Consider the following 23745-nt stretch of genomic DNA (forward strand, 5'->3'; position numbering starts at 1 on the left):
CGAGCTCGTCGGGCGGCAGGTTGAGGAGCTCGTCGCCGGGACGGTGCAGGCAGACCTTCCTGAGCTTGCCGATCTCGGAAGGCACGTGCAGACCTTTCGTCATGGCCTCCTACCTTTCTTTCGGGCCTTTCGGCCGAATCTCTCAGCGCCCTTCCATAGCGGACGCTGCTTGCTGACAGCTCTAGTTATATCCAAATTCCACCCGCAATTCCACCTCGCCCCCGAACGGTCAACAAAGTGCGATGAACGGTATATCGCATGAGATTCCCCCATAATGTACTTCGGCGTTCTAAAGTAACTTTTCTAAGGTAAACGCTCTTTTTTCCTAAAAACTATTTGCAATTGCATCTCTAAACTTTTGATTCAGAATTGCATAGCTAAATCGGTTTTATGTATATAAATGATGTTTGTTTACGTTTCCGCCTGCATTCAATGATATTCAGCTATCCATCATTCTTATTCACACTTACGTACCAGTTGAGTGAGGATATAGACCGCTTGCAGACGAGCAGGGCGTCAGTCCTATGACTTGTCAGCGTAAGAAGTAGGTAAAGATACCGTTCGCACAATACGTCCGTGCCACAAGTCGACTAAATTGAGACAATAGTGAATAGGGTTAGGCTACCGTCCCCTGCGGGGACTGAACGGACAGATGCATATGCCGAGCAAAATCGAAAAAAAGCAAGCCGCCGCAAAGCTGCGCAAACCGCCTCGCGACTTCTCGTACACGCAGAACCGAGAGCTCAGCTGGCTACGCTTTGACAACCGTGTGCTTGACGAAGCCTTCGATGAGACCGTTCCGCTGTTCGAGCGTCTAAAGTTCGTGTCGATTTTCGAGTCTAACCTCGACGAGTTTCTCATGGTGCGCGTGGGCGGCCTGTCCGATCTGGCAGAGCTCAAAAAGCAACCTGTCGACAACAAGAGCAATATGACCGCCTCCGAACAGGTCGATGCTGTCATGGCCGAAATGCCCGGGCTCCTTACCCGTTGGGAGTCCATCTTTAAGAGCATCGAGGGCAAGCTCGACACCTTGGGCGTTCACCGCGCCCGCATCGATTCGCTTACGCCCGAGGAGCGCACCTTTGTAACCCGCTACTTCCAGGCCTACGTGTCGCCGGTCATCTCGCCGCTGGTCATCGATCCTCGCCACCCCTTCCCCAACCTACGCAATGGCGCGCTCTATCTGGCCTGTGGTCTGGACGGCGCCACCGACGAGGAGAGCCTGCTGGGCCTTATCGAGATTCCCGCCTCGATGAACCGCGTGGTCGAGATCCCCTCGCCCACCGGCACCTACTCCTACATCTTGCTCGAGGACGTCATCCTCGCCTGCTTGGACAGCTGCTTTGGCTCCTATAAGCCGCTGGATCGTGCGCTGATCCGCGTCACCCGCAACGCCGACATCGATCCGGACGGCGAGGGCGTCGAAGAGGAAGAGGACTACCGCCAGCACATGAAGCGCATCCTCAAGAAGCGCCTGCGTCTGCAGCCGGTAGTGCTCGCGGTCTCGGGGTCGCTCGAGAAGGCAACGCTCAAGACCATCCGCAAGGCGCTCGAGCTCTCGCGTCGCTCGGTCTTTACCTGCGATATCCCGCTCGACCTGGGCTACGTCTTTGGCATTGAGGGCAAGATTCCCGAGCACCTGCGCAACGAGCTGCTCTTTACGCCGTTTAAGCCGCAGCCCAACCCCACCATCGATATGACCCACTCCATCCGCGAACAGGTACTGCAGGGCGACAAGCTGCTCTTTTATCCCTACGAGGCCATGAACCCCTTCCTGGATCTGGTGCACGAGGCCGCCTACGACCCCGAGTGCATCTCGCTGCGCATCACGCTCTACCGCGTGGCAAAGCAGAGCCGTCTGTGCGAGTCGTTGATCGATGCTGCCGAGAACGGCAAAGAGGTCACGGTGCTCATGGAGCTCCGCGCGCGCTTTGACGAGCAGAACAACATCGAGTGGGCCGAGCGTCTGGAAGAAGCGGGCTGCACCGTCATCTACGGCTCCGAGGGCTTTAAATGCCACTCAAAGATCTGCCAGCTCACCTATCGCGAGGGCATGGCGCTCACCCGCCTGACGCTTTTGGGCACCGGCAACTTTAACGAGAAGACGGCCAAACTCTACAGCGACTTTATGCTCATGACCGCCCACCCCGGCATCGGCGAGGACGCCAACCTGTTCTTCCGCAACCTGTCGCTGGGCAATCTGCGCGGCGATTACCGCTTCCTGGGTGTGGCGCCCGTCGGACTGAAACCGCTCATCATGCGCGGGCTTGACCGCGAGATTCAGCGCGCCCTTGCCGGCGAGCCCGCCCGCGTGTTCTTTAAGCTCAACTCGCTGACCGACCGCGAGGTTATCGACAAGATCGCCGAGGCATCGTGTGCCGGCGTGCGCGTAGACATGATCATCCGCGGCATCTCGTGCCTCAAGCCCGGTATTCCGGGCAAGACCGAGAACGTGCATGTCCGCTCCATCGTCGGACGCTTTTTGGAGCACGCGCGCGTCTATGCTTTCGGCGTGGACTCGGACATGATTTACCTGAGCTCGGCAGACATGATGACGCGCAACACCGAGCACCGCGTGGAGATCGCCTTCCCCGTGCTCGACCCCACCTGCCGCGCCCTAGTGCACGAGTACATGGGCATGCAGCTGCGCGACAACGTGAAGGCCCGCAGCCTCACGAGCGACGGCACCTGGGTCCCCGTGGAGCGTGCAGTGGGTGAGAAACCCTTCAACTCGCAGGAAGCTCTACTGGAGCGTGCCTATCGCAACGCCGAGGCCGCCGCGCAGCAGCGTGCGCAGGAGAAGGAACGTGTGGCCGAGGAGGCCATTCAGGCCGAGGTTGAACACGGGGCAGCTGCCAAAACGGAAGCGGTTGCAGCTCCCCCGGTGAATAAGCCCGAGGCTGCCGCAGAGCCCGCCGTGGAGAAAGCGCCCGAGCCCGCTACCGCGACTCCGGAGCCCGCCGCCGAGGCAAAGCCCGCCCCTGTTCCTGAGCCGCAGCCAGTAGCACCCAAGGTCCAAGAGGTCCAGGCGACCGTCATTGAGCCCGAGCCCGCACCTGCACCTCAGCCCGAGCCGCAGGTCACCAAGCCCGCACCCGAGACGAGCGCCCGTCGCGATAAGCCCACCGGCAAGACCAAGGCCATCGAGCGCCATCGCCCCGGTCGCGTGCGCATGGGCCTGGGTCTGATCGGCCTGGGTCTTAAGACGCTCATTACCGGCAAGACGAAATAGTCGTTTGTAGAAGCAGTTTGTAGAAGCGCCCCGCATTTGAGGAAAGCCTCGGATGCGGGGCGCTTTTCCCTGCTACCATGGTGCGAACAACAACGCGAATGACAGGCAGGAATATGAAGCTCACTATAGAATCGATGACCTACGGCGCCGACGGGCTGGCGCACGCCGACAACGGCAAGGCCGTCTTTGTGCAGGGCGCCGTGGCAGGCGACACCGTCGAGGCCGAGGTCGTACAGGACGGCAAGTCGTTCATGCGTGCCCGCACCACCGAGATTCTGGAGCCAAGCCCCGATCGCATTCAGCCTCCCTGCCCCTTCGTGGGCATCTGCGGCGGCTGCTCGTGGGGCAATCTCTCACGCACGGCACAGCTCGCCGCCAAGGAGCAAAATCTGCGCTCCACGCTCGAGCGTATCGGCAAGTTCAGCCCCGATCAAGTCGATGAACTGGTGCAACCCATCCGCCACACCAAGGATGATTGGGGCTACCGCAATAAAATCGAACTCGAGCCGACCGTTGTAAACGGCCGCGTGCGTCTTGGCATGCACGGTGTCGACCCCAGCAAAATCGTGACCGTCGATATGTGTCCGCTGTTCGATAAGCGCTTCCCGAAGGCACTCAAATCGGTCGTCGGCGCACTCAACTATCTAAGCGGCAGCCATGACTTGGGGCTCGAACGCGTGGGCATTCGCGCATCGCGCCGCACCAAGGCACTCGAGGTCGCACTCTGGACGCCCACAGGCTCTTTTCCGCGCTCGCAGGTCTCCCGCGTGCTGGCGGACGCCGCTCATCCTACGAGCATCGTACGCGTGATGAGCAAGGGCGAAAAGAAGGCCCGCCGTGTCTCCAAGGTCGAAATGCTCGCCGGAGAGGGCTCATGGACCGAGAATATCGCCGAGGATCAGATGCGCTTGTCTGCCCCGTCGTTCTTCCAGGTCAACACCAAGGGTGCCGAGATTTTGATCGAGCTTGTCATGGAAGCGCTCGACCCGCAGGAAGACGAGCTTGCCGTGGACCTGTACTGCGGTGCCGGCACCTTTACCCTGCCGCTCGCCCGCCGCAGCGACTTTGTCGCTGCCGTCGAGGCCTACGGCCCCGCCGTGCGCGATCTACGCCGTAACCTGGAAATCAACAAGCTTGATAACGTCGACGTCATTGGCGGAGACGCGGTGCGCGAGTTCCCCGACCAGGATGCCGACGTCTTGGTGGTCGACCCGCCGCGCGCAGGCCTCGCCCCCGAGGCGATCGGCCTTATCGCCAGCACGAGTGCCCGCGATGTCGCCTACGTGAGCTGCGACCCGGCCACCCTGGCGCGCGATCTCAAACGCTTTGTCGAAGAAGGCACCTTCTCCCCCGTAAAGATCACGCCAGTCGACCTGTTCCCACAAACCTTCCACTGCGAGACCGTCGTCCACCTTAGGCGCAACTAGCCGCTTAATCATTGCTCAGAAAATCATTGGGAAATCGAGCGTGGCAAGCGGAGGTCTTCGGGGTATAAGACGGCTAATTGTATGCCGCCTATGAAAGGAACCCTCATGCCCAGCGTTGCCGTTCTCGCCGCCGATGGCTTTGAAACTATTGAATGCTTGACCATGGTCGATGTCATGCGTCGCGGCGGCGTGCGTGCCACGCTCGTCTCGATCATGCCCACGCGCGAGGTCGTAAGCTCGCTGCAGATTCCCGTGACCTGCGATGCGCTCTTTGATGAGATCAACTTTGACGAGTACGACTGCGTCGTGCTGCCCGGCGGCCTGCCCGGTGCCACCAACCTGCGCGCAGATCAGCGCGTCTGCGACGTGGTCTGCGAGTTCGCCGCAACCAAGCACGTCGCCGCCATCTGCGCCGCCCCGTTTATCCTGGGCGAGCTCGACCTGCTCGAGGGGCGCCATGCCACGTGCTTCCCTGGCTTTGAGAAAAGCTTCCCCGAAGGCGCCTATACCGGCGAGAAGGTCACGCAAGACGGCAACATCATCACTGCCAGCGGCATGGCCCAATCGCTCCCCCTTGCGCTTGAACTGCTGCGCACGCTCGCCGGCGACAAGGCTGTCGAGAAGGTCGCCGAGGGCATCCAACTATGATTTTGGCTTCGCAATCACCGCGCCGCATCGAGTTGATGCGCGAGGCAGGGTATGACATTCGCGTGATTCCCGCAGATATCGACGAGACTCCCTTCGACGGCGAGGCCCCGCTCACGCTTGTCGAGCGCTTGGCACGCGCCAAGGCGGCTGCCGTTGCTGCCGAGTATGCCGAGCCCAATGAGCTGACGGTCGCGGCCGACACCATCGTCACCTTTGACGGCAAGATTTTGGGCAAGCCGGCAACCGAGGACGAGGCGCGCACCATGCTCCGTGAGCTTTCGGGCCGCACGCACCAGGTCGCAACCGGCGTCTGCATCGTTAAGGCAGGCGATACGGCCGCCCCGCATGCCGCCGAGATCCTGTCGTTTGTCGATGTGACCGACGTGACGTTCTATGAGCTTACCGACGGGCAGATCGAGCACTACGTCACCTCTGGTGAGCCCATGGATAAGGCAGGCGCCTACGGCATCCAGGGCACAGGCGGCCGCATGCTCGTGCACGATATTTCGGGCGACTTCTATAACGTGGTGGGCCTACCCATCGCCCGCGTCGCACGTACCATTCAAAAACTCTCGTAATTGCATCTGGCGCTGGGTATCCCCCGGCGCCTACAATTTTGGCGTACCGTACGGATCCCGACCGGGCACAAGGCGCGGCGGAAAACCGATAGGAGTTAAACATGGATACACTGCTCGAGGCCATTGACGTCTGCGATGTCGATGGCTTTTGCTATGGCAACTATACGGACGAGGAGGCCGGCACCGGTTGCACCGTAATCGTGGCACCCGAGGGCGCCACCGGCGGCGTTGACGTTCGCGGCGGTGCTCCAGCATCGCGCGAAACCGACCTGCTGCGACCCGAGAACACCGTCGACAAGGTCCACGCCGTCTGCCTTTCGGGTGGATCGGCCTTTGGCCTCGAGGCTGCAAGCGGCGTCGCTCGCGAGCTTGAGAGCCGCGGCATCGGCCTTCCCGTCGGCCCCACGCAGGTGCCTATCGTGTGCTCCAGCTGTATCTTCGACCTCGCCTTTGGTAACCCCACCGTGCGCCCCGACATTGAGGCCGGCATCGCCGCCGTGCGCGAAGCACTCGACCACACCCCCACCAAGCTCGAACAGGGCAACGTAGGCGCCGGCACGGGCGCTACCGTGGGTAAGCTCATGGGGCCTGCCACCTGCATGAAGGCCGGCCTTGGAGCTGCCGCCGTGGCACTCGGCCCCATCAAGGTGGGCGCCGTGGTCTCGGTCAACGCCTGCGGCAACGTTGTCGACCCCTTCACCGGCGAGTGGGTCGCCGGCATGCGCGCCGCAGCCGATAGCGACCAGATCGTCGACATGGAACTCGCAGCCTTTGCCGCCGCCGGATCCATGCAGATGCCGCTCGACCGCACCAACACCACCATCAGCTGCATCATCACCAACGTGGAACTCACTAAGGCACAAGCCACCAAGGTCTCCCAGATGGCCGCAGACGCCTACGCACACGCCATCCGTCCCACGCACACCACCAACGACGGCGACACCATCTACACCCTCGCCAGCGGCAAACTGGGCGCCCAGGCAAGCGCCGCCGTTCCCCTAGACCTGCTGGGCATGCTCGCAGTAAGGGCCCTGGAAACTGCCATCGTAAACGGAGCCAAAACCGCCAAAACCTCCCACAGCATCCCCGGCGCCGCGAAGTAGTCCACTCGACCGTCGGTCGGAGACGGGCGGGCGTTACGTTTGCTGCTCTACAGTCCTATGCAAGACGAAGGCCACATTAAGTGGCCTTCTTTGCATGCGGAACTCGCGACAAACGTAATGCCCGCCCGCCTCCGACCGACTACCAACTAATATTTTTTCAGCCCAGGCCCCTGTGTACCGCGCGTCTAAGATCTTCAAATTCAGGCAGCCTGACAATCGATTCTTATTGCAGAGGCCCCTTGGCCTTTAGTTTGATACAAGTTCCGCACGAGCCGGAAAGCACTAAATGTGCTTTCCGTGCGAGCAGGACTGTTCGCAGTAGCAAACTAAAGGCCAAGGGGCCCAGTCAACCTATCAGCAACGAATACTCAGCAGCTAGTTGAATTTGAAGATCTTTGAGGCAAGACGGTATAGGCCGAGTGTGGTTTTGTCACCGGCACGACCGCGCAGATTGGTGAAGAACCCGACCACGCCGTAGCGGGCACGACGATACATGCGCTCGTCGTAGGCCTTCAAATCATTCCACAGCGTCTTTAGGCGCTCGTCGGCGCAATCTTCCTCGGAAAGCTTGGTAAGCACCGAGCAGATCGCCATCATCATGGTGAAGTAGCCCATCATGTACGAACGCAGGCGCGACGACCCAACATCGCTGTACAAGTGGTACGACTCCATCATGATACGCGTAACACGGAACTGCTGGTCCAGACGCTTGACCATCGTTGCCTCGTTGACGCTCTGGCCCTCGCGACCGATAAAGTAGCGGTAGAGGTCGATGTCGGCGTAGTACATGGTCTTGCAACGCGGCAGCGGCACGTAGGCGTAGATGTTGTCCACATAGAACGTGTGCGGCGGCATGGGAAGGTTGGACTCGCGCAGCACATCCGTGCGATAGCACAGGCTGTGCATGAGTAGGTTCTGGTCCAGGCGGAAATGACCGATCTGATCCCAGGAAAAGATCTTCTTGCGCGGCAGGGCAAATTTGTAGCCAATAGCGGTATGCGTGCCCTCGTAAACCTTCTCGTACACGTAGTTCGAGATAAACAGGTCAGCGCGCTGATCGCGCTCTTCAAAGCCACGCAGAATCGACAGCATGGTCGAAAGAGCCGCAGCGTCGAGCCAGTCATCCGAGTCGACAACCTTGTAGTAGGTGCCCTGTGCTTCGCGCAGACCCGAAAGGACGGCAATACCGTGGCCACCGTTCTCCTGGTGTACCGCGCGAATGATACCGGGATAACGTGCCTCCCACTCATCGGCCTTATCGGCCGTCTCGTCCTTGGAGCCGTCGTCCACCACGATAATCTCGATATCGGTGGCGTAATTGCTCCCCTCCAAGATGGAGGTGATGCAATGGTCCATGTCCTTGGCGGCGTTATACGAGGGAATACCGAATGTTATGACTTTATGCATGGCAGGCGATAATCTCATCCGAAAGATCGAGGGCGGAATTGGTCACGGCGTCCATATCGTAGTAACGATACTCGGCCAGACGACCCACCGGGTGGAAGTTCGTCAGGTTCTGGACGCGCTCAAGATAGCGCTCATAGAGCTCACGGTTCTCGGGCTCAAGAATGGCGTAGTACGGCGTCTCGCCCGAGCCGGGCGTATAGGCCTTGGAGTACTCCTTCATGATGGTGGTCTTGCCGGGCAGGATCTGACCGGTCATGTTCTTGAACTCGGTGATGCGCGTGTAGTCCTCGCTCGTGGTGTAGTTGACGGTGCCCACGGGCTGGAACTGGTCCATATCGAGCGTCTCGAACTTCATGTCGAGCGTGCGGTACGGTAGCGCGCCCAGATCGAGGTTGAACAGCTCGTCGAGTGGACCGGTGTAGACGATCTCGCCACCATAGACCTTGTCGTCGATCTTGACGGTGGTCTCGTCGATCTCAAAGAGATCGCGGGCGTCCACGTCGCAGAACACGTCGATCAGGTCGTGGTCGAGCATGTGCTCAAAGAGCGCCGTGTAGCCCTCCTGCGGCATGCCCTGGAAGGGAGCTTGCGGGAAGTAGCGGTCATCATCGCCCACAAAGACGGGAACGCGGCCGGTGATCGAGGGGTCGATCTGATCGGGCGTCTGGCCCCACTGCTTCATGGTGTAATGCAAAAAGACGTTCTCGTAGACGTAATCGGCGACCTCGGCCAAGTCGGGGTCGTTCTTCTTACGCAGCTCCATAATGGGCACCTTGACATCCTTGCCAAAGGTCTCCACGAGCTTCTGATACAGCTCCTCGCCGCGCTCGTCACCAAAGGCGAGCTTGAGACTCGCATGGTTGAAGGGCACGGGCATAAGGGTACCGTTGATGTTGGCGAGCACCTTGTGCTGATAATCCGTCCACTTGGTAAAGCGCGACAGGAAATTGTGAACGCGCTCGTTAAAGGTGTGATAGATATGCGGACCGTACTCGTGGATCAGGATTCCGGCCTCGTCAGTGCAGTCATAGGCATTGCCCGCAATGTGGCTACGGCGCTCCAAAACGGCAACACGATAGCCGATGGTCTCGGCAAGACGGCGGGCGCAAACGGCACCGGCATATCCAGCACCGACGACAATCATGTCGTACGCGCCGGCGTTAAAGCCTTCAGGCAGGCCTGAGGTAATCTGCATCGATACTCCTTGTCAAAAGCCACGGGCTCGTTAGCTGGGCTTTTCTCGAACATTCTTCGAGACATATTTATCAGAGCGATTATAGCGCTAATGCGTCCTATAATGAGCTTGCCACACAAGGAAAGCTCAAGCACCGCGGCGAACATAATTGAAAGGTAAACCCGCTAGCAGCGGGTTTATTCGTGAACAGCCGGGCGCCTGGAGCTTAGCGAAACGCTTGTAAGGAGTAACATGAGCGATTTCCTAAACCGTATGAAGTCTGCCGCCAAGGCCGACCTTAAGACGATCGTCCTGCCCGAGGGCGAGGATCCGCGCACTATCGTCGCGGCCACCAAAATCATCGAGGAGGGCCTGGCAAAGATCGTCATCCTGGGCAACCCCGACGAGATCAACGTTCCCGGCGCTACCGTCATCGACCCGCGCAATGCCGAGAAGCACGAGGAGTACGCGCAGAAGTTTGCCGAGCTCCGCGCCAAGAAGGGCGTTACCATCGAGCAGGCTCGCGCCCAGGTGATGGACGCCACCTACTTTGGCACCATGATGGTCAAGATGGGCGATGCCGACGGCCTGGTCTCCGGCGCCTGCCACTCCACTGCCGACACTCTGCGCCCTGCGCTTCAGATCCTCAAGACCGCCCCGGGCACCAAGCTGGTCTCGGCCTTCTTCGTGATGTGCACCGACACCCCGCAGTTCGGCACTGACGGCACGCTGATCTTCGCCGACTGCGGCCTCAACATCAACCCGTCCTCCGACGAGCTCTCCGAGATCGCCATCGCCTCCGCTCACTCCTGGTCCACCTTCATGGGCAACGTTGAGCCGCACGTGGCCATGCTCTCCTACTCCACCATGGGCTCCGCTGGCGGCGAGGTCGCCAAGAAGGTCCAGGAGGCTGTGAAGTTCTGCAAGGAGAAGGCTCCCGAGCTCGCCATCGACGGCGACCTGCAGCTCGATGCCGCTATTGTCCCCACCGTCGCCCAGCTCAAGGCTCCCGGCTCCTCCGTTGCCGGCAAGGCCAACGTGCTCGTGTTCCCCGACCTCGAGGCCGGCAACATCGGCTACAAGCTGGTCCAGCGCTTCGCCGGCGCCGACGCCTACGGCCCCATCCTGCAGGGCATCGCCAAGCCGGTCAACGATCTGTCGCGCGGCTGCTCTGCTGACGACATCGTGGGTGTCGTGGCCATCACCGCCGTCCAGGCTCAGATGGCTGAGTAGCGGACATATCCCCTCGGGACCCCACAGGGTAAAGCTCTGAAAACGTCCTCGGACATGCATGAAACCCCCGCTGCGCACTTCGTGCGGCGGGGGTTTCATGCGTCCTGCGGAATATTTTCAGAGCTTTACCCTGTGGGGTCCCTGCCGCCACGTAGCAATCAGGGAATCCGGGGTGGACGGCGGCTTGGCTACGAGCTGGGGCTGAGGATCTGAATGGTCGGGTTCCGTTGCTGGAAGTGCAGGCGTTGCCGGCGATGGTCACTTTGGGACTGGAATTTCCGCCTGCTAGCAAAAAGGCCTCCGGAGCCGTTGCTCTGGAGGCCTTTCGTTTACTTGCAAATGCGCGCGTTAGTTGTTCTTGGTCAGACGCTCGACGTCGTGGGCGATCATGTATTCCTCGTCGGTGGGGATGACCATGACCGTGACGGCGGAACCGGCGGCACTGATGACCTGCGGGCCGTTGCCCACGGCCTCGCGGTTCTTGTTGTTGTCGATGCGTACGCCCAGCCACTCAAAGCAGTCGCAGAAGGCCTTACGGATCGACCAGTCGTTCTCGCCGATGCCGGCGGTAAAGGTAATGGTGTCCACGCCCGCCATGGAAGCGATCATGGAACCGGCCTGCTGCATGGCCTTGTAGGCGAACATATCGAAGGCGAGCAGGCAGCGCTCGTCGCCCTCGGAGGCGCGCGTGCGGATGTCGCGGGCGTCGTTGGAGATGCCCGAGATGGCAAGCAGACCAGACTGCTTGTTCATCATGTCATCGACTTCCTGATAGCTGTAGCCGCCCTCGCGCTGCAGGTAGCACACGGTAGCCGGGTCGATGGAGCCGCAACGGGTACCCATCATCAGGCCGTCGAGCGGCGTGAGGCCCATCGTGGTATCGCGGCACACGCCGTCCTCGATGGCGGCGAGCGAAGCGCCGTTGCCCAGATGGCACGAAAGCAGACGGTGGCAGCGCGAGCCCAGGATCTCCTTGGCCATCATCCACTCGTAGCGGTGGCTCGTACCGTGTGCGCCGTACTTGCGCACGTGGTACTTGTCGCAAACGTCCTTGGGCAGCGCGTAGGTGTAGGCAACCTCGGGCATGGTCATATGGAACGAGGTGTCGAAGACCGCCACGTTGGGCAGCTCCGGATACTTCTCACGGCAATACTCAATCGCCGCGGCCTCGCCGTAGTTGTGCAGCGGAGCAAGCGGTGCCACCTCAAGAATCTTGGCCATAACCTCGTCGTCGACAACTGCGGAATCATCGAAGTGCCAGCCGCCCTGAACGATACGATGCCCAATGCCATCAATCGTAAAGTCGGTCTTCTCGAGCTCCTCGAGCACGCGAGCGATAGCAGAGCGATGATCGGGGAAAGGGACCTCCTCGGTCTGCTTGGCGCCACCGTTCTCGGAGTGGCCAAAGATGCCCATGTCCGAACCGATACGTTCGCAGTTGCCCTTGGCGAAAACCTCTCGGGTATCGGTATCCAAAAGCTGATATTTAAGGCTTGAGCTGCCGGCGTTGACAACAAGTACGTTCATGAGACTCCTTTGCAGTGCAATACGGTCGACGCAGACCCCTTAAGGCGGCCGCATGTTAATAAGAAGTTATCATAACTTAATAAATAGCTATCAGGCATATCGCCCAACGAGCACAAAAGAAGGGCCGAACGGCACTCGGTCGTCCAGCCCCTCCCCTCTTGCAATTACTTGCCGTTGACGATGCGCTCGACGTCGGAAGCGATCATGAACTCCTCGTCCGTGGGGATGACGAAAATCTTGACCTTGGAATCCTTGGCGGACAGGCACCAAGCGCCGTCGCCACGCAGGGCGTTGCGGGCATGATCCATCTTGACGCCCATAAAGGCCAGACGGTCGGCCACGCCAGCGCGGACAGCCGGAGCGTGCTCGCCGATGCCGGCAGTAAAGACCAGGGTGTCCATACCGCACATAGAAGTAGCCATCTCGGCAGCCTTGGCGGCAATCTTGTAGACAAACATGTCGAAGGCGAGCTGAGCATCGGGGTCGCCGGCAGCGGCGAGCTCCTCGACGTTGCGGCAGTCGTTGGTCTTGCCGCCGGTCACAGCCAAAAGGCCGGACTTCTTGTTCATCATCTCGTCGACCTCGTCGAAGGTGTAGCCACCCTCGCGCTGCAGGTAGCACACGGTAGCCGGGTCGATGGAGCCGCAGCGGGTGCCCATCATGACGCCGTCGAGCGGGGTGAGGCCCATGGTGGTGTCCATGCACTTACCGTCCTCGATGGCGCACAGGGAAGCGCCGGAGCCGATATGGCACACGACGACCTTGCGAGCCTCGCCGTTGGTCATCTCGGCGACCTTCTTGGAGATGTAACGGTAGCTGGTGCCGTGGGCGCCGTACTTACGGATGTGCAGCTTGTCGCAAACATCCTTGGGAAGGGCGTAGGTCTTGGCGACCTCGGGCATGTTGAAGTGGAAAGCGGTGTCGTAGACCGTGACGTTGGGCAGATCGGGATACTGCTCCAGGCAGTACTCGATAACGTTGGCCTCGGGGTTGTTGTGCAGCGGCGCCAGCGGGGCGACCTCGCGGATCTTGGCGAGAACGTCCTCGTCGACGAGAGAGGAATCGCCGAAGTACCAACCGCCCTGAACGATACGGTGGCCGATGCCCTCGATCTTGACGCCGTTGGCCTCGAGGTCCTTCAGAACGACCTCGATGGCGACCTTATGGTCGGGGAACTCGATGTTCTCGGTCACCTTCTTGGAACCGTTGGCAGCGTGGGTGAAGGTGCCGCCGGTAAAGCAGACGCGCTCGCAGGAGCCCTTTGCGGACACCTTGTGGGACTTGGTATCGATGACCTGATACTTAAGGGTCGAAGATCCCGCGTTGACGACCAGAACGTTCATGTGTCTCCCTACTAACAGGCGGTGTGGCGCCGCCAGGTTACATACGCTTCAATAATAAACCCAAACGCCCTCGCGCTCGGGTTTATTGCGTTGATATATAAGTTATCGGTACCTAAATACTCATGGCCTTTGACTTGTAAGACGAAATAGCGCGGGGATATACACCAGGGAAGAAATCCCGAGCGCAACAAGCAATACGACTCGAATGCCCGCGATGCTGCTCAACGCAGCATTGAACAGATAGAAAAGGATGGCACCCACCGCCACCATCTGGCTTTGGACCGAAATCAGTGAACAGCGCATCGAAGAATCGACAGCATTTTGAAAAACTGAGTATTTAATTGGAGCAAATAACGAGTACGCGACCGTCTGCAGTACATAGAACACGGGCAGCAAATAGACCGGAGTAAAGGGAATCAAAAACAGAGCAGCCAGGGAAAGGCGCACGATGCCGCAAATACGCGCAAAACGGCCCTTGTCGACATGAGCAATCACACTGGGCACAATAAGCCCCATGGAGGCCGAGGCAAGAAGCTGGACCGCAATGATCACACCCGAAGCGACGGCATTCATTCCGCGACCCGCAAGCAACAGTGAGAAAAAGTCTTCCAGGGCGACAAAAGCAAATGCCTGAGAGCAGTCCATGATGAACGCTGAACGAAGAATGCCGTTACGCGCAATAGCGGCACCGATCATCTTCGGGCTAATTCCACGCTTAGGTGTCGCTGTAGTGTCCCCTCTTCGCATCTCAGGAATGCAGACAACGACAACCAACGTCAACACCATTGCGATGATATCTGCCAAAAGACCAATGAGATACGCGCCAGCGGACGAAATGAAACCGCCCACACAAGCGGAGAGGGCATAAGAGGCATAGAAAACAAATCGCTCAACGACATTAAGCCTTACGAGCTGGTCCAGAGAGACGCTGTCAATGTAAATCGCTTCCATGGACCCGCTCATACATGCAGCGGCAAAACCTTTGAGAGCAAACGCGCCGATTAAAAGCAGAGGAGAACGGACGAGAAGCAGGGCGGCGTAGTATCCAAGCATCCCCACGACGCCAACGAGACCACTTGTCTTTCGTCCAAACCTATCGGCAATATAGCCAGTGGGAACTTCAAGGATGAACTTGCTCACTTGATATGCAATCATCATGCTAGAAATCGCCACCATCGAGAATCCGACGAATTCAAGGTAAACCGTCAGAAAATACAAAATGGTGCTGAAGTTCGACAGAAAATCAAACGTCATATAAAGCAAAACCGTACGGTTTTTCATGCTCCGCCCTCCAAGAGTCAACAATCTAAATCGGAATCTTGGAAAAACATGAGGGCAAAGCCGTCAGTCATGTGTTACAAGGCGTCAACATTCACTTGACGACACGAGGCCAAATGGCCTCACGAAGCAAGATGACGCAATAGGTGAAGAAATACCGTCTGGTGTCGATCGGTCCAGGCATTTTGTCGATAGCAAAAGTAGATGGGCAAGGCTACGTCATGCGAACCTTCAATAGAGTACTCGCTCACTTCCGACCCATCTGATGCGAGAGAAGAGCCAGAAAAACCCAATATCAATCCCCCGGCTTGAAGAAACTCAGCCTGCGCTCTGTTTCCGTATTCGACGTCGCGGAAGCGGAAATTAACCAGCTGAGCTTCGGGGCATTGATTGATCGCATTGAGACAGGGCGACAAATTAATGGGAACAGCTAACCTGCCGCCCAGTAACTCACGAACGGTCATAGCACCCACAGATTGATGACCCGCTGGGCACGAAAGAACCTTGAGCTCCTTTTCACCCAAGTATTTCGAAGAAAGGACACTGTCCCTTGGTTCCTCAAATGAGATGGCCGCATCCGAAATGCCAAGCACAAGTGATTCAAAGCATGTAGCCGTTGGCTGATGCCACACATCAAGGTGAATCTGAGGGTGCGAGCTTTCAAACGAGTCGTACCAGTTTTCGGAAAAAAGACGCCCCCGCCCGTGAAGACAGGGGACGTAAAGACGAAAGTGGCCGTCGGGCGAAACGCCACCGTTCCCCGATTGGGTGTACTTTTTGAGATCGTCGACTTGTGCCAGGATCACGCGTGCACGACGCGCAAATTCTCTGCCCGCCGGAGACAAAACAGCCTCCCCCGCCGATCGATTGAGCAAAACGATCTGATACTCAGACTCCAGTTTCTTAATTGCCGACGAGACAGCCTGTGGGCTCACGTGAACGGCGCGAGCCGCTTTGCGCACGCCGCCGTAGTTCGCTACCGCTTGAAGGTATTCGAGTTGAGAAAACTGCATAGGTTACTCCAAAGGCAGCCAAGGCGACGGGCCGTGCGTCCTCAGATGAGGTTCTCGCCCAGGTTCTTGCCGCCGAGGACGTGCATGTGGAAGTGCATGACGGTCTGACCGGCGTTGACGCCCTTGTTGGAGATGACGCGGAAACCGTCCTCCAGACCCTTGGCCTTGGCGACCTCCTGGATGGCGTGGGCCATGGCGCCCATGGTCTCGGCGGGCACGTTATCGGCGATGTCACTGTAGTGCTTCTTGGGGATCACGAGCGTGTGGACCGGCGCCTGGGGATTGAGGTCGTCGAACGCGATGACCTGGTCATCCTCGTAGACGACGGTCGAGGGGATCTCGTGGTTGGCAATTTTGCAGAAGATGCAATCACACATGGTTGGTTCCTTTCTCACAGACCAAGGTAATTATATTTGGTCGGGATGGTTAGAACGAGAGGTTGTCGTCGGTGTTGGCGGCTTCGCCGTCGGCGAGCACGTCGTTGCCGTCGACGTCCTTCAGGAGCACCGAGACCTTCTGCTCGGCATCGGACAAGCGGGTACGCAGGCTCTTGAGGAGCTCGACGCCGCGGGTATAGCTCTCAAGCGACTCCTCGAGCTCCATATCGCCCGACTCCAAGCTGCGAATGATGAGCTCCAACTCCTGCGAAGCCTGCTTGTACGTAAGCTGCTCGACCGGGGTCTTCTCTGCCATATCTGTTTCCTTTCCTAAAGGTTTATCGCTGTGAAACGCGGCCTATTCGACCGTATTGACCGTTGCCGCAACGTTGCCGTCTGCCATGCGCACGCGGATGGCGTCGCCGGGCTTAAAGGTCTTGGCGCTCGTGGCCACCCCATCATCGCTGTACGCGATGGAATAACCACGGGCAAGCACCTTGAGCGGCGACAGGGCATCGAGCGAGGCTGCCGCACGGCCCAGGTCGGACGCGGGCTTGTTGAGCATCGTGCGCCCCTGATGCTCCAGGCGGGAACTCGCAAGCGTGAGCGCATGGCGCTTGCCATCGAGCCCCGAGGTGCTTGCGATCAAGCGCTCGGGCAGACGCTCGAAGTTGGAACGGAAGGCCCCGACCGAACGCGTTATGGCGCCGGACAGACGATCGGCCGTCAAGGCAAGCTCAGACTCGCGACGCTCGACCATAAACGTTGGATCGTTGAGGCACGGGCGGCACGCGGCGGCATCGAGCGCATCGCCCAGACGAGCCGTATAGGTGTCCCAAGCACGACGACCGCGCTGGTTGAGCATTTCCAGATCAACCTGATTCGACCCGATCATCGAAGCCATCGCGGCGCCCAGACGCTGATGGCGCGTCTCGAGCACGTCGGCCAACTCCGTCATAGCCGGTGCCACCGATTCCGCCGCTGCCGTTGGCGTGGAGGCGCGACGGTCGCTCACCATGTCGCAGATCGAGGTATCGGGCTCATGCCCAATGCCCGTCACCACAGGCACGGGACAGGCTGCCACCGCACGGGCAAGCTCCTCGTCGTTAAAGGTCATGAGGTCCTCGAAGGAACCGCCGCCACGCACGAGCAAAATGCAATCGGGCGCCGGCGTAATGGCAGCGGCGCGGCGCAAGCCTTCAATAAGCTCTGCCGGCGCACCCTCGCCCTGGACCTTTGCGCCCACGCAGACAAGCTCGACGAGCGGGTTGCGACGGCGCAATGTGCGCTTGACGTCGTCGATTACGGCACCCGAAAACGAGGTGACGACCGCCACACGCGAGCAAAACACCGGAATGCGGCGCTTGCGTGCTTCGTCCATCAGGCCCTCACGGCGTAGCTTTTCGGCCAGTTGCGCCACTTGTTGACGCAGCAGGCCCTCCCCCGCCAGCGAAAACGAGCGAGCGACAAAGCTCATGCGGCCCGTGGCCTTATAGAGATTGAAGTTGCCCTTAAAGCTCACCTGCATGCCGTCGCGCAGATCGAACGTGCGCTTGAGATAGGCGCCCTTCCAGATGATGCAGTCAACGGCGGCCGAGTCGTCCTTAATCTGGAAGTAGCAGTGGCCGCTTCGGGCATTGGGGCCACGGAAGCCCGTGACCTCGCCCAGAACGCTCAGCTGCGGAATGGCATCGAGCGCACCGGCGGCGATCTCTACCGCCTGGCTCACGCTGAGCTCCTTGCGCTCTTGCTCGTCCGAACCGTCGAACTCGGCGGAAACGGCATTACCGGTTAGGTTCCAGCCTGCCACGCAGCCTCCTTTCGTTATCGAGCACAGAGGCTCCGGCCCCGTGCGAAATTAAGTCCAACACATAGTACAGCGCCGCGAGGACACGAATCCCCGCGGCGCCTGCCTGTCCCATTTGTTATCGGTTGGAGTTTCTGTTGTAGCGAGCCATAAGGTAGAGCAACTGAATGATCGAAGTGAGCGCTGCAGCCACATAGGTAAGCGCGGCTGCCGTCAGTACCTTCTTGGCGCCGTTGACCTGCTTGGAGCTCATGCCCGACTGCTCGATGTACGCCACAGCACGTCGGCTGGCGTCAATCTCGACAGGCAACGTAACGAGTTGGAACAGCACACTAAACGAGAAGAAGATCAACGCGAGGGTCGTGAGCCCGGCAATGTTCATAAACAGGCCCAAGAGTAACACGATGGTCCAGGTGTTCTGGGTAAAGTTGACGACCGGCACGAGGGCGGTACGCACTTTCATCATGGCATAGCCGCTTTGACGCTGGGCGGCATGGCCCGCCTCGTGGCAGGCGACGGCAACGCTTGCGACCGAACCGCCCGAACGGTTGGCATCCGACAGATACAGGTTGTTGTCCTGCGGGTTGTAATGGTCGGTGAGCTCGCCAGCGACACCCTTGATACCCACGGCGCTACAACCGTTGGCATCGAGCATGCGGCGAGCGACTGTGGCACCCGTATCGCCGTCCGAGCGAACCTTGGACCAGGTTTTGTACGTCGAGTTGATATAGTTCTGTGCGGCAAGGCCAAGCACCGTGCAGACAAGAACAACCAGCAGGTACAGCGGGTCGATGCCAAAGCCGTATCCATAGTAATAAGGCATGCGAATTCCTCCGAATCGAGTTACACGTTGGAGGCATTCTACCCACTCAAGCGGCTAGGCTTCCTTACAGCAATTCGATTTTGCCGTCCTTCACCGTCAACCCCATATTGCCGGAAAGCAGATCGTCCAGGCGCGAGCCCACAAGCTCAAAGCGCCAACCTTCGCGCAGGCGGCTCTGCTCGGGATGCTCAATGTAGTCGGCCAGGTCATCGCGCGAGGCAATGACCGAGGTCGCAACGCCTGAGCGCTCGGCAACCAGGCGGATAAGCGCATACATAAGGTCAGTCACGCTCTCCAGCTCCGGAGAGATCTGGCGATGTCCGCGCACCAAGAGCGGCAGGCGATCGTGCGGACAGCTCGCACCGCGCTTGATGGCCATGAGCGCACCGTCCACGTCGCGCTCCCCCAATTGATCGGTACCGCGAATGCTACGGAACTCCTCAACGCGCACGGGATTGCGCTTAACGAGCGCTAGCAGCGTGTCGTCGGACATGACCCACTTGCGCGGGATGTTGCGCCGCTCGGCGCGGTCCTCGCGCCAGGCGGCGAGCTCGCGCGCGATACCCAGCTGATGACGGCTGCACGAATTGATACGCTTGACCTTGCGGAACGCCTCGTGGCGATCGGCGCGATAGTGCGACTCGTCAGCCAGCGGGCGCAGCTCGTCGAGCACCCAGTCCACACGGCCCAGCTCGCGCAGGCGGCTCATCATCTCGGTATAGGCGACGATCAGGTACTTGACGTCATCGATCGCATACTCAATCTGCTTATCGGTCAGCGGGCGGCGCGACCAGTCGGTCAGTGACTCGGTCTTGGGCAGCGATACGCCGCAGAACGTCTGAACAAGCGCGCCATACGAAATCTGCTGGCGCTCGCCCAAAAAAGCAGCGGCGACCTGCGTATCGAAAATCGGTCGTGGCAGCACGCCCACGGTATGGAGCATGACCTCCATATCCTGCGAGCAGGCGTGGAAGACCTTGGTCACGCTCTCGTCGGCCATAAGCTCGGCCAGCGGCGAAAGGTCATCGATTACCAGGGGATCGACCGCGACGCTCTCGGCAGGGGTGGCAATCTGAACCAAGCACAGACGCGGGTGGAACGTGCGCTCGCGCAAAAACTCGGTATCGACGGCAATCGCGTCGAACTCACGGGCGCGCTGGCAAAAGTCGAGTAGAGCCTGATGTGTGGAAATGTACATATCAACCCATCGAATAAGGTTAGGCCCGAAAAACACGGGTAGGATATCGGCATTGCCTTACAACTATACTCGGTTAGTCACAGAATGGGAACGTAAGTATGCGCTGCCTTATCATCCACAACCCGGCATCGGGCCCCAGCTCAGATGAAATCTACGCATTTACGCACGCCCTCGCACAGGGCGGCGACGAGGTCGTGATGCGTTTTATCGGCGATGGCATGGAGCCCGAGGACGCCGTGGCAGACGTGCGCGAGTTTGATCGCGTGGTCGTTTCGGGCGGCGACGGCACTGTCTCCAACGTGCTCGACCAGATGCGCGGGTGCGGTGTCCCCACGCTCGTCTTCCCCTCCGGCACAGCCTGCCTGTTCTTTAACAACATCGGCAATGCCCCCGAGGCAGCGGCGCTCGCCAAGGCCTGCCGTGCCGGTCGCACGGTCAAAGTCGACATGGGCGAGCTCTTTTGGCTCGACGAGAACGGCAACGAGAAGCGCCACGGCTTCATCATCATCGCCGGCTCGGGCTTCGACGCCGAGATCATGATGAAGGCCGCCCCCACCAAAAACGACATCGGCGAGATCGCCTACTTCCTCTCTGCACTCGCCACGCCCAACCCTACGGTAGCGCACTTTACGATTGAGCATGACGGCATTGTCGAGGAGCTCGACGGCATCTGCTGCATGGCCGGCAACACCTCGGTCATCCAAAACGACATCAACCTGTTCCCCGACTGCCGCATGAACGATGGCATGGTCGACATTGCGGTCATCGAACCCGTGCGCACCGTGCAGCTGCTGCCTACCGTGATCACCGCCGCGCTCGACCCCGCCGGCAAGTTGCTCGGCCGTCCGCAGTTCAAGATCATCCAGACCAAGGAAGCCAAGATCACCTGCACCCCGTCGCTGGGCATGCAGTTCGATGGCGAGATTATCTCCAGCAATTCGGGCGTCTTTGGAGCCCGCGCGCTTCCGCAATGCCTCGACCTCATCGTCGACGAATTCTCCCCGCTCGGAAAATAGGAGGACCCTATGAACGACAATCCCCTGCTCGGCTTTATCATCATCGTTTTGGCCATGCTCGTCGGCTATGCGATCAACGTGATCCACCGCCGGAAGAAGTAATTCCACATTGGTATGATATTCATCCAATTATCGTCTCCCCTGCTGTTTATGCATTTGCCAAACAGCGGGGGATTTTCTTTGCGCCCCGTGCAAGGCGCTTTATTCAGGTAATGTAATTGCAGGACGTCTTTATTAAAGTAAAGCTACAAACCGAGTATAATTAACCACTCATCGCATATTTCATTACGCTTATCGAGTAAGTTTCTTTCATAGATGAATATTGTTTCCAGTTCGTTACGCTAATGGGGTGTCTTTATTGGCTGAAGCTCTCTGGCAACGGAGAGCTTTCGCACGCTGGGAGGGAAAATGAGGAAAACTCACCCCGTCAACGCGCTCAAAAAGCTTGGCATAGGCCTCGCCTTTGGAGCTGCAACCATCATGTCCATGCCGACGTCTGCGCTCGCCTGCACGCAGATCTACATGGGCGGCAAGCTCACGGCGGACGGCAACACGTACTACGGCCGCGCCGAGGACTTTGGCAAGCGCTATCTTAAGCACTACGGCATCGAACCTGCCCACGAACCCGGCTTTAAGTACAGCTCGATTGAATCTGCTTTTGAATACACTTCGAACAAGCCTACCTATCGCTACAGCTATGTACGCGACCACCCCTCCAACTGGATGGGTCGCACCGACGCCTACTCCGAGGCCGGCATCAACGAGAAGGGCGTCTCCTGCTCCGCCACGCTAAGCACCTCCTATAACGAGGAGGCCGCTGCAGCAGACCTCATCGATGAGGAAGTGGGTCTGGGCGAGTACAGTTACGGCAGCATCATCCTGGGCGAGAGCGCCACGGCCCGCGAGGGCGTCGAGCTCCTCGGCAGCCTGATCGATGATCAAGGCGTCTGCACCAACGACCAGATCATCATCGCCGACAACAACGAGACCTGGCTGTTCGCCACACTTTCCGCCCATCAGTGGATCGCCATGAAGCTCGCTGACGACGCCGCGTCGCTCAACCCTAATATCGGGAGCCTCAACTACGATGTCGACCTCAATGACACCGAGAATTGCCTCCACTCTGAAAAGATCCAATCCATGCCCGAAGAAAAGGGCTTCGCCAAATACTCCGCTGACGGCAAATTCGATGTCGCCCAAACGTATGGCGAAAGCCTCGCCGATTCCGGCGTAAACCAGTGGTCCCGCTATGTGCAAGGCCGCGATTATTTTGGTAGTCAGCTGACCGAAGGCACAGATTACGACATTATCACAGTAAAGAAGGATGGAAAACCTGACCAAAAGGGAGCCATGGTCAGCGAAATCCAGCCCCTGTTCTTCAGGCCTGGCAAGTCTGGCTGGAGCCCCTTTGAGCTGATTCGTGCCTTTGGCAACCGCGGCGAGAACGTCCCTGGCCTCAACGCGAACACTGATGGTGTTTATTGCATCGGCAGCGAGCGCAACACCGAGATCAACCTCTTCCAGATTCGTCGCGGGTATGACCCCGAAGTCGCTACCATCCAGTGGGAAATGCTCTCCCGCGCCGCGTACTCCGTCGCCATCCCGTTGTACTCCGCTCTGATAACTGAGGTCAGCCCGTACTTCAGCGATCAGACCGTCTCCTTCGATCACTGCAACCAGACTGACGTCGTGTACAACGAGGAACCCGAGAACTCAATCAACTACGTCCTCATGGACATCAGCTCGCTCTGCTTCGAGAACCCTGACACCCTTGGTGTCAGCGTCCGTGCCTACCTCGATGCGCTCCAGAACGAGCTTATCGAGCAGAACAAGGAAGTTGACGCCGCCATGCTGGCCGAGACGACCACCGAGGGCCGCACTGCCCTGGCCAACAAGGCCGGCAAGGCTGCTACCGAGAACACCTACAAGAAGTGCAAGGCGCTGCTCCAGGAGATGCGCGCCTATCAGAAGGCCGAAAACTTCGACCAGCCCTTCACTCCGAGCGATCTGAACACCGAGACCAACGGCCTCAAGGTGTCCATCACCTACGCCAAGGACGCTCTTGCCACCGACCCGGTAACCCCGGATCAGCCTGGCACTCCCGAGCAGCCTGGTACTCCTGAGCAGCCCGGTACCCCCGAGCAGCCCGCTAAGCCCGAGCAGCCCACCACCAAGCCCGAGAAGCCTGGCAAGTCGGACACCACGACCACGGTAACCACCAACAAGACGAACACCAAGGGCGGCCTGCCCACCACTGGCGATCGTTTTGATGGCCGCATGGTGGCCGCATTCGCCATCGCTGGCGTTGCCGTCATCTCCGCGGGCGGTTACTTCCTCTACCGTCGCAATAAGGAGTAACGTCTTAGCTGAGCGGGCGGGGCACATGAGTCACCACGCCCGCTCAGCCCGCTCTTTTGACCGGCGGGAAACCCGCCGGTTGATTTCCGATCTCAGCCGAACACTTTGAGCGGATAGGCCGTTCCCGCAGTTAGCTGAACGCCCCCGCGGCCCCTCCTGGGGTCCGGGGGCGCCGTTTTCCCAGTTGAAGGAACGGTGGAGAT

General features: G+C 59.2%; 19 protein-coding genes. 8 read left to right on the forward strand and 11 right to left on the reverse strand.

What is annotated here, in order from left to right; genetic code table 11:
- Positions 1-658 precede the first annotated feature (658 nt).
- The 5 genes from ppk1 to AAAX77_RS09505 all read left to right on the forward strand — a co-directional run bounded on the left by ppk1 (position 659) and on the right by AAAX77_RS09505 (position 6988).
- Positions 659-3232, forward strand: coding sequence for a polyphosphate kinase 1 (gene ppk1 / locus AAAX77_RS09485; protein WP_349106022.1), 2574 nt, complete (start codon positions 659-661; stop codon positions 3230-3232).
- A gap of 98 nt (positions 3233-3330) precedes the next feature.
- Positions 3331-4659: a 23S rRNA (uracil(1939)-C(5))-methyltransferase RlmD gene (gene rlmD, locus AAAX77_RS09490; protein ID WP_349106023.1), complete on the forward strand. Its 1329-nt coding sequence runs from the start codon at positions 3331-3333 to the stop codon at positions 4657-4659.
- 105 nt (positions 4660-4764) lie between these two features.
- Complete coding sequence (locus AAAX77_RS09495; RefSeq protein WP_349106026.1) at positions 4765-5307, forward strand: DJ-1 family glyoxalase III; 543 nt, start codon at positions 4765-4767, stop codon at positions 5305-5307.
- Positions 5304-5885 carry a Maf family protein gene (locus tag AAAX77_RS09500; protein ID WP_349106027.1) on the forward strand — a complete coding sequence of 194 codons (582 nt, stop codon included), beginning with the start codon at positions 5304-5306 and terminating at the stop codon, positions 5883-5885. The genes AAAX77_RS09495 and AAAX77_RS09500 overlap by 4 nt, the downstream gene beginning before the upstream one ends.
- A 101-nt stretch (positions 5886-5986) precedes the next feature.
- Positions 5987-6988, forward strand: a complete 1002-nt coding sequence (locus AAAX77_RS09505; protein ID WP_349106029.1) for a P1 family peptidase — start codon at positions 5987-5989, stop codon at positions 6986-6988.
- Positions 6989-7363: 375 nt separating this feature from the next.
- Here AAAX77_RS09505 and AAAX77_RS09510 read toward each other — a convergent pair whose 3' ends face one another.
- Positions 7364-8395, reverse strand: a complete 1032-nt coding sequence (locus tag AAAX77_RS09510) for a glycosyltransferase family 2 protein (protein WP_349106031.1) — start codon at positions 8393-8395, stop codon at positions 7364-7366.
- On the reverse strand, positions 8388-9590 hold the full coding sequence (glf, locus tag AAAX77_RS09515; protein ID WP_161115930.1) for a UDP-galactopyranose mutase: 1203 nt from the start codon (positions 9588-9590) through the stop codon (positions 8388-8390). The genes AAAX77_RS09510 and glf overlap by 8 nt, the downstream gene beginning before the upstream one ends.
- A 231-nt stretch (positions 9591-9821) precedes the next feature.
- On the opposite strand from glf, the gene pta reads away from it, so the two are divergent.
- The gene (pta, locus tag AAAX77_RS09520) at positions 9822-10802 is read left to right on the forward strand and encodes a phosphate acetyltransferase (RefSeq protein ID WP_006234296.1); all 981 of its coding nucleotides are present in this window, start codon (positions 9822-9824) and stop codon (positions 10800-10802) included.
- A 348-nt stretch (positions 10803-11150) separates the two neighbouring features.
- Here the strand turns inward: pta and AAAX77_RS09525 are convergent, their stop codons facing one another.
- From AAAX77_RS09525 to rnd, 9 genes are all read right to left on the reverse strand, one after another.
- The gene (locus tag AAAX77_RS09525) at positions 11151-12329 is read right to left on the reverse strand and encodes an acetate kinase (RefSeq protein WP_117820680.1); all 1179 of its coding nucleotides are present in this window, start codon (positions 12327-12329) and stop codon (positions 11151-11153) included.
- 164 nt (positions 12330-12493) lie between these two features.
- Entirely contained in the window at positions 12494-13672 is a 1179-nt protein-coding gene (locus AAAX77_RS09530) for an acetate kinase (RefSeq protein WP_055309796.1), read from the reverse strand.
- Positions 13673-13792: 120 nt separating this feature from the next.
- Positions 13793-14953 (reverse strand): MFS transporter, encoded by a 1161-nt coding sequence (locus AAAX77_RS09535; RefSeq protein ID WP_349106034.1) that lies wholly within the window; start codon positions 14951-14953, stop codon positions 13793-13795.
- Between the two features lie 119 nt (positions 14954-15072).
- Positions 15073-15963: a LysR family transcriptional regulator gene (locus tag AAAX77_RS09540; RefSeq protein ID WP_195520517.1), complete on the reverse strand. Its 891-nt coding sequence runs from the start codon at positions 15961-15963 to the stop codon at positions 15073-15075.
- 41 nt (positions 15964-16004) lie between these two features.
- A complete protein-coding gene (locus tag AAAX77_RS09545; protein WP_035137921.1) occupies positions 16005-16340 on the reverse strand; it encodes a histidine triad nucleotide-binding protein in 336 nt (111 codons plus the stop codon).
- 49 nt (positions 16341-16389) lie between these two features.
- The gene (gene xseB, locus AAAX77_RS09550) at positions 16390-16656 is read right to left on the reverse strand and encodes an exodeoxyribonuclease VII small subunit (RefSeq protein ID WP_006234311.1); all 267 of its coding nucleotides are present in this window, start codon (positions 16654-16656) and stop codon (positions 16390-16392) included.
- Between the two features lie 42 nt (positions 16657-16698).
- Positions 16699-18150 carry an exodeoxyribonuclease VII large subunit gene (gene xseA, locus AAAX77_RS09555; protein ID WP_349106036.1) on the reverse strand — a complete coding sequence of 484 codons (1452 nt, stop codon included), beginning with the start codon at positions 18148-18150 and terminating at the stop codon, positions 16699-16701.
- A gap of 115 nt (positions 18151-18265) precedes the next feature.
- Positions 18266-18970, reverse strand: coding sequence for a zinc metallopeptidase (locus AAAX77_RS09560; protein WP_006234314.1), 705 nt, complete (start codon positions 18968-18970; stop codon positions 18266-18268).
- A 64-nt stretch (positions 18971-19034) separates the two neighbouring features.
- Positions 19035-20168 (reverse strand): ribonuclease D, encoded by a 1134-nt coding sequence (rnd, locus tag AAAX77_RS09565; protein WP_148345575.1) that lies wholly within the window; start codon positions 20166-20168, stop codon positions 19035-19037.
- A gap of 98 nt (positions 20169-20266) precedes the next feature.
- Here rnd and AAAX77_RS09570 point away from each other — a divergent pair, with 98 nt between their 5' ends.
- Together AAAX77_RS09570 and AAAX77_RS09575 are read left to right on the forward strand one after the other, a co-directional pair.
- Entirely contained in the window at positions 20267-21184 is a 918-nt protein-coding gene (locus AAAX77_RS09570) for a diacylglycerol kinase family protein (protein WP_349106039.1), read from the forward strand.
- Between the two features lie 408 nt (positions 21185-21592).
- Entirely contained in the window at positions 21593-23542 is a 1950-nt protein-coding gene (locus AAAX77_RS09575) for a C69 family dipeptidase (RefSeq protein ID WP_349106041.1), read from the forward strand.
- Positions 23543-23745 lie beyond the last annotated feature (203 nt).

The sequence above is a fragment of the Collinsella sp. CLA-ER-H6 genome (assembly GCF_040092305.1).
In the GTDB taxonomy this organism is placed as follows: domain Bacteria; phylum Actinomycetota; class Coriobacteriia; order Coriobacteriales; family Coriobacteriaceae; genus Collinsella.

Excerpts from the sequence above, each read along its gene's own strand:
- AAAX77_RS09545 (WP_035137921.1), bottom strand. The coding sequence starts at position 16,340 with ATGTGTGATTGCATCTTCTGCAAAATTGCCAACCACGAGATCCCCTCG.
- xseB (WP_006234311.1), bottom strand. The coding sequence starts at position 16,656 with ATGGCAGAGAAGACCCCGGTCGAGCAGCTTACGTACAAGCAGGCTTCG.
- AAAX77_RS09560 (WP_006234314.1), bottom strand. The coding sequence starts at position 18,970 with ATGCCTTATTACTATGGATACGGCTTTGGCATCGACCCGCTGTACCTG.
- ppk1 (WP_349106022.1), top strand. The coding sequence starts at position 659 with ATGCCGAGCAAAATCGAAAAAAAGCAAGCCGCCGCAAAGCTGCGCAAA.
- rlmD (WP_349106023.1), top strand. The coding sequence starts at position 3,331 with ATGACAGGCAGGAATATGAAGCTCACTATAGAATCGATGACCTACGGC.
- AAAX77_RS09510 (WP_349106031.1), bottom strand. The coding sequence starts at position 8,395 with ATGCATAAAGTCATAACATTCGGTATTCCCTCGTATAACGCCGCCAAG.
- AAAX77_RS09525 (WP_117820680.1), bottom strand. The coding sequence starts at position 12,329 with ATGAACGTACTTGTTGTCAACGCCGGCAGCTCAAGCCTTAAATATCAG.
- AAAX77_RS09570 (WP_349106039.1), top strand. The coding sequence starts at position 20,267 with ATGCGCTGCCTTATCATCCACAACCCGGCATCGGGCCCCAGCTCAGAT.
- AAAX77_RS09495 (WP_349106026.1), top strand. The coding sequence starts at position 4,765 with ATGCCCAGCGTTGCCGTTCTCGCCGCCGATGGCTTTGAAACTATTGAA.
- AAAX77_RS09530 (WP_055309796.1), bottom strand. The coding sequence starts at position 13,672 with ATGAACGTTCTGGTCGTCAACGCGGGATCTTCGACCCTTAAGTATCAG.
- rnd (WP_148345575.1), bottom strand. The coding sequence starts at position 20,168 with ATGTACATTTCCACACATCAGGCTCTACTCGACTTTTGCCAGCGCGCC.
- AAAX77_RS09535 (WP_349106034.1), bottom strand. The coding sequence starts at position 14,953 with ATGAAAAACCGTACGGTTTTGCTTTATATGACGTTTGATTTTCTGTCG.
- AAAX77_RS09540 (WP_195520517.1), bottom strand. The coding sequence starts at position 15,963 with ATGCAGTTTTCTCAACTCGAATACCTTCAAGCGGTAGCGAACTACGGC.
- AAAX77_RS09575 (WP_349106041.1), top strand. The coding sequence starts at position 21,593 with ATGAGGAAAACTCACCCCGTCAACGCGCTCAAAAAGCTTGGCATAGGC.
- AAAX77_RS09500 (WP_349106027.1), top strand. The coding sequence starts at position 5,304 with ATGATTTTGGCTTCGCAATCACCGCGCCGCATCGAGTTGATGCGCGAG.
- AAAX77_RS09505 (WP_349106029.1), top strand. The coding sequence starts at position 5,987 with ATGGATACACTGCTCGAGGCCATTGACGTCTGCGATGTCGATGGCTTT.
- pta (WP_006234296.1), top strand. The coding sequence starts at position 9,822 with ATGAGCGATTTCCTAAACCGTATGAAGTCTGCCGCCAAGGCCGACCTT.
- glf (WP_161115930.1), bottom strand. The coding sequence starts at position 9,590 with ATGCAGATTACCTCAGGCCTGCCTGAAGGCTTTAACGCCGGCGCGTAC.